Annotated in this window: 9 protein-coding genes and 1 pseudogene; 7 read left to right on the top strand and 3 right to left on the bottom strand. The window is 36.4% G+C overall.

Translation table 11 applies throughout. The features are described from left to right. The first annotated feature begins 449 nt into the window (after positions 1-449). The 3 genes from F6K15_RS34445 to F6K15_RS34435 all read left to right on the top strand — a co-directional run bounded on the left by F6K15_RS34445 (position 450) and on the right by F6K15_RS34435 (position 1,774). Complete coding sequence (locus F6K15_RS34445; protein ID WP_293070088.1) at positions 450-881, top strand: hypothetical protein; 432 nt, start codon at positions 450-452, stop codon at positions 879-881. Between the two features lie 234 nt (positions 882-1,115). Next, positions 1,116-1,400 (top strand): Uma2 family endonuclease, encoded by a 285-nt coding sequence (locus F6K15_RS34440; protein WP_363269341.1) that lies wholly within the window; start codon positions 1,116-1,118, stop codon positions 1,398-1,400. A gap of 239 nt (positions 1,401-1,639) precedes the next feature. After that, positions 1,640-1,774 carry a hypothetical protein gene (locus F6K15_RS34435; protein ID WP_293070086.1) on the top strand — a complete coding sequence of 45 codons (135 nt, stop codon included), beginning with the start codon at positions 1,640-1,642 and terminating at the stop codon, positions 1,772-1,774. Between the two features lie 148 nt (positions 1,775-1,922). On the opposite strand, the gene F6K15_RS34430 is transcribed toward F6K15_RS34435, so the two are convergent. Next, entirely contained in the window at positions 1,923-3,971 is a 2,049-nt protein-coding gene (locus tag F6K15_RS34430; protein WP_293070084.1) for a DNA polymerase III subunit gamma/tau, read from the bottom strand. A gap of 807 nt (positions 3,972-4,778) precedes the next feature. Here F6K15_RS34430 and F6K15_RS34425 point away from each other — a divergent pair. Further along, positions 4,779-5,672: a hypothetical protein gene (locus F6K15_RS34425; protein WP_293070082.1), complete on the top strand. Its 894-nt coding sequence runs from the start codon at positions 4,779-4,781 to the stop codon at positions 5,670-5,672. Between the two features lie 421 nt (positions 5,673-6,093). Here the strand turns inward: F6K15_RS34425 and F6K15_RS34420 are convergent. Further along, positions 6,094-6,209 (bottom strand): annotated as a pseudogene (locus tag F6K15_RS34420) (ATP-binding cassette domain-containing protein); the annotation flags it as partial. Positions 6,210-6,768: 559 nt separating this feature from the next. Beyond that, complete coding sequence (locus F6K15_RS34415) at positions 6,769-7,506, bottom strand: phycocyanobilin:ferredoxin oxidoreductase (protein WP_293070080.1); 738 nt, start codon at positions 7,504-7,506, stop codon at positions 6,769-6,771. A 1,664-nt stretch (positions 7,507-9,170) separates the two neighbouring features. Here F6K15_RS34415 and F6K15_RS34410 point away from each other — a divergent pair. The 3 genes from F6K15_RS34410 to sbcC all read left to right on the top strand — a co-directional run bounded on the left by F6K15_RS34410 (position 9,171) and on the right by sbcC (position 14,992). Further along, complete coding sequence (locus F6K15_RS34410) at positions 9,171-9,500, top strand: Uma2 family endonuclease (RefSeq protein ID WP_293070090.1); 330 nt, start codon at positions 9,171-9,173, stop codon at positions 9,498-9,500. Between the two features lie 199 nt (positions 9,501-9,699). Further along, positions 9,700-11,046, top strand: a complete 1,347-nt coding sequence (locus F6K15_RS34405; RefSeq protein WP_363269337.1) for a tetratricopeptide repeat protein — start codon at positions 9,700-9,702, stop codon at positions 11,044-11,046. An 895-nt stretch (positions 11,047-11,941) separates the two neighbouring features. Further along, positions 11,942-14,992: an exonuclease subunit SbcC gene (gene sbcC, locus F6K15_RS34400; RefSeq protein WP_293070078.1), complete on the top strand. Its 3,051-nt coding sequence runs from the start codon at positions 11,942-11,944 to the stop codon at positions 14,990-14,992. Positions 14,993-16,565 lie beyond the last annotated feature (1,573 nt).

Here is a 16,565-nt window from a genome sequence, read left to right as displayed (position 1 = left end):
AAATCCTCATACCAAATCCAGCCATAGGTAGTGATAATTTAATCAGTTGTTTATACCTAAAGTTGAACAATTGAGATTTAGCACCTAAGCGATCGCCAGTAATGGAACAAAAAACCTAGGTTAATAAAAAAAGGAAAATAGTTTTGGTAGTAATGGAACAAATATACCCTAAGAAAAAATTACTATTTGATGATTTATGAAAATATTATTGTTTCCTCAGCTTTTATTAAGAAATTTCAGGTATTTACCTGAAAAAATTGATTTTTATAAATTAATGATGGTCAAAATTTTGGTCTTAGACTACAAAATTCTTTGGTTACTGCTAGACCTCTGCAAAAATGAAGCTGAAAGTATTGTAAAATCAGAGTAAAAATTTAGTTTATGGAGATGTTTCCTGGCAACCAATATTTATCCATTTATCCTAAAAAAATTGAACTTAAAATTTAACTATGAATAGATTAAATACTAACCCACCTAATAAAGACAAAAATAATTGGCAACATCAGTTAGATAAATTTGTGAAATCTCATCAAAAAGAATTAGCTGCTTTAGCATGGGGTCTACATTTGGAAAAGGGAGAAACTGATGAGACAATTGGAATTGATTTAAAAGAAACACCAAAATTTGTATATTGTCCGAAAGCAGCTATAGAAACATTAAATCGCAATGTTGATGGTAAAATTCAGGAAATTTTAGGCTTGATAGATGGTTATAAACCAGAATTAGAAGTATTAATGATTGCTATTGGTGATGGTCAAATAAAGTTAGTTTATTTTCAACCAGAAATATCTCCACCTAATTGTTTTGAGCAACTGGGTCAGGACGTTGATACTTTATTGGAAATATTAGAAACAGGAATGACTGAATTTATTAAGCTTTAAAAAAGTTAGCAGTTAGTATCTAAAGTTAAAAGTAAGATTTTATAGGTTCAAAACTTTGATAACTGATAACTAAAAGCTGATAACTAAAAGCTGATAACTGATAACTGATAACTGATAACTGAAATGACCATACCTATTAATAAAATTCAGCTTAACCCAGGTAGTCTAATTACCCTTAATGACTTAACCTGGGAGCAGTTTGAAGTATTTATGGAGGAAAAATAAGCTAAAGAAATAAGGACACGAATTGCTTACATTCAAGGAACTTTAGCCATCATGTCTCCTCTCCCCGATCACGAACGACCACACCGAATTATTAGTGATATTGTGAAAGTATTGCTGGACAGTCAAGAGCGAGACTGGGAAGATCTCGGTTCGATAACCTTTAGAAAAAGAGCCAAAAAAGTTGCTCTAGAACCTGATAACTGTTTTGATATCCAAAATGCTCAAAAAATGCGTCCTCGAATGAGGATAGATATGACTGTAGATCCACCCCCTGACTTAGCTATTGAAGTATAGCGCTGTGCGCAGGCAACAGCTCCGGAAAGCAACAGCTCCGGAAGGGGGAATAAATTACTGATAATATAAGACTTTTAGCTATTTGGCCTCTCCTGCAATTTGTAAATACACCAGCGCTCATTGCTATAGATGTCACTTCCAAAACTACTCTCGATGCTTATCAAGCTTTAGAAGTCCCAGAATTATGGATCTATACTGAAGAAAAATTCACGATTAATGTTTTTACTGATGGATTATATGTGGAATCATCTATAAGTCCTACCTTTCCCGATATACCAATTTTAGATTTAATTCCTAGTTTAGTTAAGCAGGCATTCACGATGGGCAGCAGTAAAATGCTCAGAGAATTTAGAAAAAAAATTGAGTCAGAATGAAAGTATCAGGACTTACGCAAATTGACTTTTAAACCACCTCTGTAGGGGCGAATGCCATTCGCCCTCCCTTGAAATAACCTGGTTTCGTCAATACATAAAATGGCACAGTTTAGAATGAAATAGCCCTACACTAAAAGCTGATAGTTAGTTAAAATTCGACATCATCATTAAACTCAAACTCTTCATTTTCCTCTGGTTCATCTATACCAACATTACTATTTTTAAACTCAACAATTTGAGAATCAATAGATAAATTAGAAGACTCAGATATTGTAGATATATCGGTTTTATCTACTGATTTAAGTAACTCTATATCTATTATTTCTCCATGAAAAAAATTAACTATTCGGCGAGTGGCAACTTCTACAGTCTGTCTTTCTTTTTCCGCATATTTTTTCTTTTCAACCTTATCATCCCAATTTTTTTGTTGAGGTAAAGAAATTTTCGACTCATATTTGTTTTCTTTTTCAGAGTTTATTGTATTAGCTGGAAGTGTTTTTTTTTCTGGCTCATCTTCTACAATTTCATCCTCATAATTAGAGGTTTCTTGATGTTTTTCATGGCTAGTTATATTTCTTTCTATTTTGCTATTATGGGGATAAATATTTTTACTAACACTTTGATTTTTTCCCTTGGTATTTGTTACTTCTACTTTAACTTTTATCGCGGTCTTAAAAACCTTCTCAAACCCAGCTTCAATACTAGCAACTCTAGACATTAACATTTTTTGCCATTTATCAGAACTAACACCAATACGCGCTACTTGATTGTTAAATTCTAATAATTTAACTTGTGGCTGGGATTGACGTAGTAGAGATTGGCTACTTAGTTTAATTTCAGCAAGTACCCTTTGCCAAATTTCTTCTAAATTCTGTTCTTCAGGATTAATATTAACCCCTTCAGAACTAACTAAATTTTCCTCATTTTTTGATGCAGCAGGAATTTCTTGTACCTCCGATATTTTTCTTTCAGGAGGTTGAGAAATAGGTGGTTGTAATTTTGCTTCAGGTGCAGTTTTTGGAGTAGCTTTAACTGGAATATTTTTACTTATTTCTTTGGTTACTTGTCTTTGAGGTAACTGTTCAACTATTTCCCTCGAACTTGCCAATGCAGCAGGCAATAATCCTAATAAAGTTACCTCTAACCATAAACGAGGTTGAGTAGTATTTTTAATTTGTACCTCAGAAGTTTGTAAATGTTTTTGACCAGCTAAAATAGTACTAATATCCCATGCTTGAGAAACTTGACAAAGTTGTTCCCAAGTAGCTTTTGTCAACGCCACCAAATTTTCACTTGTCGGTGCAGTTTTTGCTATTAATAAATCTCGGTAAAATCCTGCTAAATTTTGCAATACAATAATAGGTTCTCGACCCCGGTCCATTATTTGACGACTACATTCCAAAACATCCGTAGAATTATCAGAGGCGATCGCTTCCAAAAGTGCCATTAAATCTCGCTCAGGCACCGCCCCTACCAAGTCCCATACTCGCTCAACTGTAATTTCACCTGCCAATAAACTCAACTGGTCTAACAAACTTTCTGCGTCTCGTAGTCCACCTTGAGCAATTTGAGCTATCATTTGGACAGCTTCAGTAGTAATGTCAATCTTTTCTTCCGTAGCAATTTTTTGCAAGTGTCCTACCATCGCTTCTAGAGGAATTCTACGAAAGTCAAACCTTTGACAACGAGAGATAATAGTCGGCAAAACTCTCTGAGGGTCTGTCGTTGCCAGAATAAAGACCACTCGGTTTGGAGGTTCTTCCAAAGTTTTGAGCAGAGCATTAAAAGCAGACACAGATAACATATGGACTTCATCTACCACATATACCTTATAACGACATTGAACCGGTGCAAACTGGGACCTTTCAATCAATTCCCGAATGTTGTCCACACCAGTATTGCTAGCAGCATCAATTTCTATGACATCCAGAGTTGACCCTTTTGTGATACCCATACAAACATCACAAGTACCGCAGGGATGTGGGGTAGGGTGGTCATGGGAAAGACAGTTAAGAGATTTGGCAAAAATTCTGGCGCTGGAAGTTTTCCCTGTACCTCTCGGTCCTGTAAATAGATATGCTGGAGCTACTCGTTCCGTATGTATAGCATTGGTCAGAGTTTGGGCGATCGCTTCCTGACCCACTAAGTCAGCAAAAGTCTGAGGACGATATTTGTGATGGAGAGGTTTGTAGGCCACAATTCAGAAATAAGAATGATTCCGTATGTTCTAGTTTGATGAAAGTACTAAGCAATACCAATTTATTACTTTTGTCAGTATTTATATTTAAGGGTTTGATTATATTTTAGTTATATTGTCTATAAAAGTTTATTCTTTCACAAAAGTTTTAACAATTTATGTATTTTCCCTAATTTATATGAAGTATAATATCTACTATTATAGAGTAGTAGCTCAAAGATTCTAAATATCTTACTTAATTTTTATGAATAAATTAATACAGGTCTAATTTCTAACATGATTTCTAACTGATGAGCTGATTTTTAGAAAAATAGTTTGAATAGCCTTTATTTTTTGAGTAATTTAGAAAAAGGTCTAACTTAATTTAGAATCGGCTATCAATTTCTATGAGGTGAGAAAATTGGCTGATGTAGAATTTATTTTTGATTACTTAGATAACCAATCTTTATTTTACAGATCATAAAACAAAAAAAATCTAGATTTTATATGAGACTTTGTACATAATATAAGTCAAAATCAAGTGCATAACTCTGAGGTATTATCAGAATTAAAGACAGTCTGAAAACAGACAAAAGCAAGATCAATTTATGATTTATGTTCTGTAATTTATTGTGGATTCAATTTATCAAGCTCTTTACTCTAGTTGTAACCGTAGTGATTTTAAACCAATTTATAATTTTCCGGCTAATCAATAGTCTCAATTATTTTCTACAAGTATAACCATCATGCATTTATCCTGAAAACATTAACTCCCTGATTTTCACTTTAAATTTCTGTAAATTAATTGTCAAATTTTGTGTAGAACCTATGTTAACACCAATTACTATTGTGGAACCAAGGTTAGCCCAGGCCTCACCAGCACCAGAAGTAACTTTGCCAAAATCAGAATATATTTGGATGGGTGCATCTGGATTACTATTATTATTGCTGATTATTATGAGTATATTCCACCAAGTAAAAATGAAGCAATTTAGTAAAAAACTTACTGTGGAGGAGTTTAGGAATAAAGACCTGCAAAAAAAATATAAATTGGCTGTAGCAACTATCTCAAAAATGGAAAAAAATCCTGACTTAATCCATTCGCGAGAGTTTAATTTAGACTACTTAAGAATGCGGATGGCAGAGGAAGTTTTTCACTTTGCTATTGTCAATCAAATTAAGGTAAAAGTTAAACAACAAATTAGTATTGCATTGCGTCCTACTCAATTAGCAGCAGGAGAAAAAGGCAATCCAAGTGGGCGACAAATTGATTCTATGTTTGATGTAGAATATGATACTGGAGAAATAGGTAAAGACCTTAAAAAAAGAGTGTTATTTCGGGTGTCAGTCAAACTGACAAAATTACCAACTCAAGCAACTTCTCAAACTATTAATCAAATTATTGATTGTTTAGAAACCTACCTTAGTCCTAGTGACGATCATGATAATTGGACTCCTACTATTCAAGGTCGAATTGTACATATTGATTGGGATCAAAAAGCAAAACCAACACCAATGTTGGTACTAGAACAATCTAATGATGGAGTTCTATTTCGTACTAAGCGACCAACAGCAAGGAATGCTAGTCCACCTCCACCTCCATCCAAATCAACTGTAGGTCAAAGAAATGCTACTAAAGGAGCAACAACCCAACTATCTACAAAAGGGAGAACAAAGAGTGCAATTAAAAATAATGCTAAAAATACTAAAATTCGGAAATAATTTAAAGTCAGGAAAAAGGAAGAAGAAAAGCATATTTCAGGAATCATGTAGTATCAGGAAATGTTAATCAGTGGATATTGACTACTGTTGATTTTATCGTGTTTAAATATGCCTAGCTTAACAGGTAAAACTCTTCCATTCTAACTATCCGGTTAGCAACATCTAAAATGCGATAATTGTGAGTGATAAGAAATATAGTTGTCTTCTTTTTTTATAGTGGGACTTAAACAAAACAAAACCACAAAAAGTCTCAAATATATACAGAGAGAGGGTGTAACGTCAAAAAGGTATAATTCCTTAACTGTCAAGGGTTCCAGCCATTTTTAGGGCATCGACGTAATTCCTTTGTCTAGACTGACTTCCAGCCATTTTTACGACTATAAAATGTTTAAGTACCACTAGCTAAATTTTGCATAATTTAAACTATATTAATACCAGATTTACTATCTAAAGCAACTGTGGGTTCATCTACTATAATACTAACTTAGCTTTAATTACTAAAGCATAAGCGATCGCCACTCTTTGCTTTTGCTCGCCAATAAATTGAGATATAATTACCTTAGCTATTATATAACACTCATCAGGACAAACCGCACACATAATGCCCGGCTTTTCCACACAGGGCTGAATTAAAAATTACAGCGCGGGAATTCCCGCAGGGAAAGTTAATATTATCTGATCCAGAGTCGCCATCGCCTATTTAAAATATCTTTTCCTTCACTATTTCTATAATATAGCACTCGAAGGAAAGGGTGCGGACATATCAAAAGCTTAAAACTCAGACAACGCCAGATTTTTCCTTCTTGCTTCTACAATACAATTTAGATTAGCTTCTGACTCTCGAATTTGTTCAATTGTAGAGATGCTTCATCAAAGGTCTCTACAATCTTTCATATATATTTAATACCATGTCCGGATGATTAAGTATAATAAAAATTTTATCCTTCCAGATTGAAAGGAATATCCCAAATTTCTGCTCCGTTTCCAGTGTTCCCTCTTCAATTTACACCTACCACCTCAGAACTTTATTCTCACTAATTAAGCGGATATAATATAATAAGCCAAAAAAAACTATTTGCAATTTATTTGATAATCATTAATCAGGACTATCAAATAATACAGTTGTCAAATAATAATCTGTCCATTCAGGCCCAAAAGCTTTTTCCAACACTCGGCGGGTTTTGTCGTTTTGTCTCTGCTGACTAGAGTAATGGCGTTGAGCTTTAAGAATCTCCAGTTGTTGTTCTGGGGTAACAGGTGTTTGGGCGATCGCTTGTCGGCAATGTATTTCTAGGTAAGATTCCACTATAGATAGAAATTTTTGTTCTTCGTTTAAATCAGTAGGTCTTATGAATAGACAAAATTCTGAAAATATGTCGCCCCATTCAGGGAGTTGGCGAGGATAAGAAAATTCTTTTATTGGTAAGTTTTTAAGTTGGTAATTATAGACTTGTGGTAGTTTTCTATCTTCATTGAGGGGTGATAGATCCACTACCGCTGCACTTATTTGGCCTTTTCCTCCCACTAAGTCTGTGCCAAATATGGGTAAGGCATAACTTGTTCTAGGAAACATTACACAGTGTAATATATCTAGGCTTTGACCTACTTTGGCCAGCTCCAGATGTAGCTTGCGGAACTGAGGAGTTTGATAACATTTATTTTCTATTGTTAGTTTTTCCCCTTCGAGGCGACCTTCTACATACCCTAGTTCTGCGGGTAGGTAATATGGTTGTAAGTCTAGGTAACGTTGCCATACTGCTTCTATGGTATCTGCTAGTTGCCGTACTAAGGGGTGTTGTTGTTCTCGTAGTGATGGAATTGATGTTTTTAACATTCTAGTTATAGGCCAGTTAGGTGTAATTTTACTATATTAGCTTTTTTAGATTTTAGATACTTACTTAATTAGTAGTTTGCATATTAATTAGAATCCCACAATTCTACCTCATTGTCTCAATAAAAATCAGAAATCGAAAGGAGAAATTATTATAAATAGAAAGTGAGGTGAAAGTTGATGGTGAACTTGGGAAGTATTTTCTTGTTTTCTGAATACTGCGATCGCTGTTTAGCATATAACGGTGTTCAAAGTTATTAATTTTTCAATTCTTAATATGATTGATTGTCACTTTCCTAAATACTAAATTATCTCCTAATCAGAGTTTTACTTAGATTTTAATTATATAGTAAATATGACTAAAATTTAACCTATATTTACAATCTTCAAGGTATTGAAAAGCTATTCAGTGAAGTTTCGTTAAATTAACTTGCATAGTTGATTGATAGTGCTAAATTAAAAACATGAAGAAGCAAAGAAGCTTCTTTAGCAGATGTCAAAAGTTCAAATAATAACTTAGGAGGTAACAAAAAACTGTTTAACCTGCTCATCATCTGTTCGTTTAGATTCCAACAGCAACCAACGGTGGTTGATATTTCCTCAAATATTTGTAGGGGAGCAATGAATTCAAACTTTTGAAAATTCTAACTCTATTTAATATTGAATAATGTAGAGGAAATTACTCAGCCAAGGAGGTAAAAAAAAGCTGTTAAATTTTAAGTTAATCTCAATACAAAGTCGGAATAACACCCATCTAGAAAGCGAATACTTCCTAAAATTTTGGGATTAGTACAGTGAATTAAAGACTGTGCATCCAAGACCTAAAAAGGAAAAAAGGAAGTAATAAAGTGAGTATAGGTGGGTGTTATTGTTTGAAAAGATTGACTTCAAAAGATAAAGTAAAGTTTCGTTAAATTGTCTTGTAATTGTTAGTAAAAGTGTTAGATTAGTAATTGAAGCAATAAAGCTTCAAACATTAACAACCTCATCTTCTTTGCTCAAAAATTTAGAACTTAATACTTAGTGTTAAGGTTTTGACCGAGAAATAGGTTGTTGTCAACCTTAATTGTTAATTAAGTAGTTGACATTAAAAATAAGGAGGAAAAACAATACCGTTAAGTCTAGTTATCTGTGTGATTCAACAACAGCAACTTCTTTGGCAGAGGCTGATAATTCCTCAAGTTGTAACGGTAAGGAAGTAAAGATTGCTCAAGTTAAGATTTGAGTTAAACTTCATTTCAAATTCATTAAAACAGAGGAAATAATTTCAGGAACTCAGGAGGTTACAAAGCTGTTAAATCTACGAAAATCTGTCTCCTTAAATAATCAAAAACAACGCCAAAATAGAAAACTAATACTTCCTTAAATGGTAAAAGGGGAGCGATGTAACTAAGATTTATTTTATGACTTAGTGCAACTCCAGAAATAATCCATAAATTGAAGGAAGTCACTGAGTGAGTAAGACTGAGGCGTTGTTTTTGTTTTGGGGATTGAAACTGTTCAATAAAATCTGCACATAAATTGACTAATCATGAAAAATTTTTCTCTCTTGGTCTGATGGATATGGCGAGGAGACCTCGCCATCCCTCGACCGCTTGTTTCTCCTTGTAGAGCGACAGCTCGCGGCGCAGCCAAGGAGAGGCTTTAAACCTTAATTATTCGGTAATATCTACGCTAGTTTATTAACACATTTACGCGGAAGTGGATGTAAAACTTTTATTGGAGATATGAAAGTTAAAATTGCCCTTGCTGAAAACGGTTCTGACATTTTTTATTATCCGGATGTCATGGTAACTTGCGACCCACAAGATACAGAAAAATATTACAAAAGTTATCCTTGTTTAATTGTTGAGGTACTTTCCCCTTCTACTGAAGATTTAGACAGACGAGAAAAACGATTGAATTATCAAAGTTTAGGAAGTTTGCAAGAATATGTATTGGTCGATAAAACAGAAATGAAAGTAGAAGTTTATCGTCCGTTAGAAACTGGTTATTAGTCTAGAGAAATTTTAGGTAAAGAAGATTGTTTAAAGTTAAATTAAGTGGGGTTAACTTTAACAATGACTGATATTTATGATGAGGTTTTGATTTGATAAATATAGTAAACTGCATAACTGGTTTGTTCTACAGAAATATAATTGAGTAAAACCAATTTTAAGAGTTAGTTTTATGAAGGCAATAATTAAATATTCTCTGGTGTGGGGATCAACATTTATTAGTATTTGTGGGTTAACTGTGGGGATGGCGAAACCAGTAGTAGGAGAAATTAAACCTGCTGTGGTAGCGCAACAGTCTGGGGAAGTGGAGAAAGCAAAGCGACTTTTTCAACAAGCAGTGGAGTTGTCAAAACAGGAAAAATATAGTGAAGCTATCCCACTATTAGAAAGTGCTTTAGTTATTGTAGAAAATGCAGGTGCTTCTGAAACCCCTGTTGCTGCAACAGTAATCAATTTTTTAGGTCTACAGCATTATTACCAAGGGAAGTACACAGAAGCTTTACCCCTATACCAAAGGTCACTGGCAATCTTTGAAAAAGCATTAAGAGCAGACCATCCAGACGTTGCCACTAGCCTCAACAACCTGGCATTACTGTACCGAGACCAAGGGAAGTACACAGAAGCCTTACCCCTATTCCAAAGGTCACTGGCAATAACAGAAAAAGCATTAAGAGCAGACCATCCACAGGTTGCCACCAGCCTCAACAACCTGGCATTACTGTACCGAGACCAAGGGAAGTACACAGAAGCCTTACCCCTATTCCAAAGGTCACTGGCAATAACAGAAAAAGCATTAAGAGCAGACCATCCACAGGTTGCCACCAGCCTCAACAACCTGGCATTACTGTACCGAGACCAAGGGAAGTACACAGAAGCCTTACCCCTATTCCAAAGGTCACTGGCAATAACAGAAAAAGCATTAAGAGCAGACCATCCAGACGTTGCCACCAGCCTCAACAACCTGGCATTACTGTACCGAGACCAAGGGAAGTACACAGAAGCCTTACCCCTATTCCAAAGGTCACTGGCAATAACAGAAAAAGCATTAAGAGCAGACCATCCAGACGTTGCCACCAGCCTCAACAACCTGGCATTACTGTACCGAGACCAAGGGAAGTACACAGAAGCCTTACCCCTATTCCAAAGGTCACTGGCAATAACAGAAAAAGCATTAAGAGCAGACCATCCAGACGTTGCCACTAGCCTCAACAACCTGGCATTACTGTACCGAGACCAAGGGAAGTACACAGAAGCCTTACCCCTATTCCAAAGGTCTCTGGCAATAACAGAAAAAGCATTAGGAGCAGAGCATCCACACGTTGCCTCCAGCCTACTCAACCTGGCAGAACTGTACCAAGCTCAAGGAAATACAACCACTGCCATTGAATATCGCACACGGGGAATGGAAGTAGAAGAAACCACCCTCACTACAGTCAGTAGGGGCGAATGGCATTCGCCCCTACAGAAGTCAGAAGTAATCTTTGACGCTCGTTTGAGCATTTTTATAGATGTCCGCTGCATAACTGGTTATATCATGTCCGGATAATTAGTGATGAAAAAACTTATCATAAGTGCTTAAACAGTAAATCTTTCTATTTTCCCCTCCAGGGAGGGGTTAGGGGTGGGTACCCTACTCCCCTACTCCCCACTCCCCCGCTCTCCTACTATTTTAATAATAAGTATTCAACCGGACATGATATTACTTCTAAGCGGGCGACTTTTTAGTTGTTTTTTTTGAGAAAACCTTCTGCCTTTCCCCCCCCTTTCAAAGGGGGGTTAGGGGGGATACATAGCTGCCTTCCTTCCACCAAAGTCTAATTATTCAACCGGACATGATATAATATGATGTCCGTTAGTATCGTTTGTATAAACCCAAGGGTGAATATATACAGTAAATTTAGTAAATTTAAGTTTTTTTGCTATTAAGCTTTCCTGCCTGTTTCCTGTTCCCTACCTTTGCTATACAATACCGATGTTACCGGATATGGCATAACACCAGATAAATAAATTTATAAATCAACTTTTAGCGATCGCCACCCCCTAAAAAATTTATATATAGTGTAAACAAGAAATTAATGACACCAAATGTAGAAAAAATGAGATTAAGTCTACCATAGGAAATTCAAGAATTTATATTTGCAGATAGAAACCTAAGCACAATAGTTATTTTTTTGTGCTAATGTAAAATGTGAAAAATCTAACCAAACTAATATAGTTGTTGTCTAAAAGTAACGTATAAAAGAAAGTAAAAACTAGGGTGAATTAACATCAACAGGAATTACGCAAATTGACCTTTAAACCAGCATCTGTAGGGGCGAATGGCATTCGCCCTCTCTATATGTAGAGTCTCTGCGTAAGTCCCGATAGACCAAATTAGTTAGAACAAAACTCGGTGAAATATTAGTTTAGTAAAGCTTGACAACTAAAAGTGCGATAACAAAATGATTCCTCAAAAATTGAAACTAAAAAATTTCCTCAGCTATCAGGAAGCAACTCTAGATTTTACAGGTTTGCATACTGCCTGTATTTGCGGACCAAATGGTGCGGGAAAATCTTCTCTACTAGAAGCGATCGCCTGGTCGGTATGGGGAAATAGTCGTGCCGCTACTGAAGATGATATTATCAGTCTGGGAGAAAAGGAGGTACGAGTAGACTTCACCTTTAGCAGCAATGGTAATGTCTATCGTGTAATTCGTGGTCGTCGTCGGGGAAGTTCAGCTACTCTAGAATTTCAAATTAGCACTGGTTCCCGGTTTAAAAGTCTTACTCAAAAAGGCGTCCGTGCAACCCAACAAACTATTATCCAACATCTCAAACTCGACTACGACACATTCGTGAACTCAGCATATCTGCGTCAAGGTAGAGCAGATGAATTTATGCTCAAACGTCCTAATGAACGGAAAGAAATTCTCGCCAACCTCCTCAAACTCGACCAATATGACTCTCTTGGGGAAAAAGCAAAAGATACTGCTAGACAATGTAAAGCGAAAGTGGAATTACTAGAACAGACCTTAGAAGTAAACCAAAAGCAACTCGAACAAAAAGAGGCGATCGCTCAACAACAGACTCATCTCCAAACTACTCTTACTCAACTCCAGCAACAACAAGAATGCGATAAAGAACGACTCAAACAACTGCAAACTCAACAAAACCATCGTCAAACCTGGGAAAAACTACTGCACGGACAACAACAACAATATGACAAACTGGTGCAAGAATGTTATCGCCTCCAACAGGAACTCAAAACTACTCAACAACAACAAGACGAACTATTAGCAGTTTTAGAACAGGAAGATGAAATTAAAGCTGGATATGCTCATTTCCAAAACTTGCAAACTACCGAAGAGAATTTATCTGCAAAATTTAGAACCCATCAAAATGCTCTGAACCAGCGTCAACAACTCCAGGAAAAACAACGTCAACAACTCCAAGAAGTACAAAACAAAATTCAGCAACATCAAGCACAGTTAAATTCTCTCAAACAACAGGAACAAGAAAATTTGGATATTCTCAGTAAGCGTGCTGATATTGAAACTGCTCTGACACAACTTCAAATTGCCAGAACAAAATTAAATGAACTAGATAAGTTACAAGTGGAAGTTACCCCACTACAGCAACAACGCCAAAAATTACAAACTGAACTGGAACGAGAGCAAGCACGTTTGAGCGCTCGTTTGGAAGAACTAAATTCTAGAACGCACCAACTTAGAAAAACTCAACGGCAAAAGCAACCTCAACTACAGACAGCATTACAGGAAGTAGTAGAAGAAATTTCTAAATTAGATAATAAGCGAGTTTATCTGCGACGGGTACAGGAAAAAGGACAGGAAAGACATCATTTTCTCGAACGTTTAGTTCGCAATAAAAAAGATTACGAAACTAGACTGACAGAGTTAGACCAAAAGTTGAAATTATTGAATAAAGGTACCGATAATATTGAAATAGGAGTGACAGAGTACCCACCTTGTCCGTTATGCAACCGTCCCTTAGATGAACATCACTGGAATTTAGTCGTAGACAAACATCAAGGTCAACAAAAGGAAATTAGAGACTTATTATGGGTGGCACGGGAACAACTAGCAATTTCTGAGCGGGAAATTCAGGTTTTGAGAACCGAATATCGGCAAATAGAGGGAGAGTTAGAGAAATATGATGAGTTGCGGGAATGTCGAGGTAGTTTACAAGCGCAGTTGGATAATATTAGTAAAGATGAAACTTTGCTGCAAGAGTTAGTAAAGGAAGTGGCAGAAGTAGAGCGATCGCTACAGACGGGAGATTTTGCAATTAATTTATATACTGAAATTAGCATTTTAGAGGAAAAAATTAAACAGCTTAATTATGATGACCGGAGTCATAGTTTAGCTAGACAAGAAGAGAAGAAATTAAGGTGGGCAGAAATTAAGTATGGGCAGATTAAAGATGCAGAGACAAAGTTGGGGAAAATTCGCGTTCATCTGCCAGAAATTGAAGGGCAAATAGTTAGTTTAAAACAGGAGTTGGAGCAGCAAAAACAAACTTCTCAAGTACAACAGCAAATTATTGTAATTGAGAGAGAAATTGCTGAAATTGGATATGATTTAGAAGAACATAATTCTGTGAGGTCTGAATTGAGAAAAACACAATTTTGGTTAACTCGCATCGAAAAATTATGTCAGGCTCAAAAACAATATCCCCACCTACTAAAACGAATTAATGAATTGAAGGAAGTCATAGAAAATCAGCAACAAGATTTAGCAGGAATTAAAAGCCAGATTTGTACTTTCAATCAACAGTTAGAACAAACTCCTGATGCCGATGAAAAAATTCTATTTTTAGATAAAAAAAATCAAGACCGTCGTCGGCAGTTAGATGAACAGTTGGGAAGTTTAGGAAAAGTGCAACAGCAATTACAACATTTAGAGAAATTGAAAGTTCAAACCAGTCAACAATTGGAACAATTAAAAACTGCTAAACGGCAATATCGAATTTATCAAGAATTATCTTTAGCTTTTGGCAAAAAAGGTATTCAAGCGCTAATGATTGAAAATATTTTGCCACAGTTAGAAGCTGAAACAAATCAGATTTTAGCAAGATTAAGTGCTAATCAATTACATATTCAATTTGTGACTCAAAAAGCTACAAAAGGCAGTAAAAAAAATAGCAAATGGATAGATACTTTGGATATTTTAATTGCAGACACTCAAGGAACAAGACCTTATGAAACTTATTCTGGTGGAGAAGCTTTTCGAGTTAACTTTGCCATTCGTTTAGCATTATCAAAATTATTAGCACAACGTTCTGGAACTGCATTACAACTGCTAATTATAGATGAAGGTTTTGGCACTCAAGATGCCGAGGGATGCGACAGATTAATTGCAGCTATTAACGCCATTTCTTCCGATTTTTCCTGTATTTTAACCGTGACTCATATTCCTCATTTTAAAGAAGCTTTTCAGGCACGAATTGAAGTTAGTAAAACTCCTCAAGGTTCTCAAATTATGTTATCTGTTTGATATTTATTAGGGAGGGAGTAGGGGAGTGGCTCACACGGATTATGGCACGGATACACGGATAGGTCAGGGAGTAGGTAGGGACGTTGCATAAGGGCGTCCGTACAGGGAGTAGGGGGAGATTGAAGTAATTATAGAATTATACGGCTTTGTTGCATGAAAGTAGCGTTCTTAACATCCATTCCGCAGCTTAATCGCTATGTTTGGCAATTATTGATGTTCTATTTACTATTGTCCAATAGTTAGGGCTGACCGTTCAAAGCTCAAAGCTTTTACCTGTAAAGGTTTCAGCTTTTTTATTTTAAAGACTGATGTTCTATTTATCTATTGTCCAATAGTTACAGCAGTTTCAGGGCGTTATTGTTGTAGATATGCGGAGCAAGTGTGGCAGCTATATACTTTCATGCAACAAAGCCTAATTATACAGTAGATTTCTCGCATAAGAAGTACAGAAATTAACAATTACAGCGGTTTTCCTGCATGGTAAACCACAGTAGGGGCGTTAACGATAGTTATGCGCCAGCAAATGGCCATTTGCTAACGCAAAGCTGCGCTTTATATGTCGCGGAGCGTTAACGGAGTTATGCGGTAGCAAAACGCCCCTACACGATTTTTGTTTCTTGAAGATGTGGTTCATCAATTTGAAAAGCGCTGTAAATGTTTAGACATCTCCAATAATAAAAAATCAAATCAATCGGAGCACAGAAATTATCAATTCTTCCCCTCCACCGGAGGGGTTAGGGGTGGGTTCCCTACTCCCTCTTTTGGAGAAGATGTCTTTTGTAGTGCGGGCAAGATGTCCGCTTCGGGGTGTATCTCGCTAGACATCTCCAATAATAAAAAATCAAATCAATCGGAGCACAGAAGTTATCAATTCTTCCCCTCCACCGGAGGGGTTAGGGGTGGGTTCCCTACTCCCTACTCCCTACTCCCTCTTTTGGAGAAGATGTCTACTATAGACATATAATAGTTTTTTGACATCCTCCCGACGCTGCACTTGCGTGACAGCGCGGGATTCCCATCAATCAATCAAAAAGACTGTAGGGGCGAACGGCCGTTTGCTTCGCATAACTATCGTTAACGCCCCTACTTGAAAGATTCAGGGCGGGTTGACACCTCACTGGAAAATGCAGGCAAAGCCTGTCTAACACTTCCTCCGTGTCCGTTTAACTTCTCCGTTAGCGCAGCTCCTCCGGAGGAGGCGTGCCCCTCGGCGACTTGATTAAACAGTTACAGCAATCTTAACCTTGATTTTTGGCCCGAGCAATATTTGTATGTTAACAGATTATCTGTAAAACCGTTCTTAGAAACCTATGATAATCTATAGAAATCTATGATTATCTGTTCTATTCCTGTTTCTATCTGGCAACGTCGGCGTTATCCAGTCCACAGGCATTCACGGTCGAACTGACCGCCATAGCTAAATTTAAGGCGTTGGTGAATATATTCTGCTATAGAATAAAATTGTTGTCAAACTCAAGAAAAAATGTACTGTCCTAAATGCCAATCTTCTCGTTATCAGAAAAATGGTTAACGTTACGGCAAAAACAATCTGATCGTTGTCACGACTGTGGAC

It is taken from the genome of Okeania sp. SIO2B3, from assembly GCF_010672525.1.
Taxonomy (GTDB): Bacteria; Cyanobacteriota; Cyanobacteriia; order Cyanobacteriales; family Microcoleaceae; genus Okeania.
Note: the sequence above shows the minus strand (reverse complement) of the source record. Positions and strands in the feature narration are given on the sequence as shown.

Excerpts from the sequence above, each read along its gene's own strand:
- F6K15_RS34445 (WP_293070088.1), top strand. The coding sequence starts at position 450 with ATGAATAGATTAAATACTAACCCACCTAATAAAGACAAAAATAATTGG.
- F6K15_RS34425 (WP_293070082.1), top strand. The coding sequence starts at position 4,779 with ATGTTAACACCAATTACTATTGTGGAACCAAGGTTAGCCCAGGCCTCA.
- F6K15_RS34415 (WP_293070080.1), bottom strand. The coding sequence starts at position 7,506 with ATGTTAAAAACATCAATTCCATCACTACGAGAACAACAACACCCCTTA.
- sbcC (WP_293070078.1), top strand. The coding sequence starts at position 11,942 with ATGATTCCTCAAAAATTGAAACTAAAAAATTTCCTCAGCTATCAGGAA.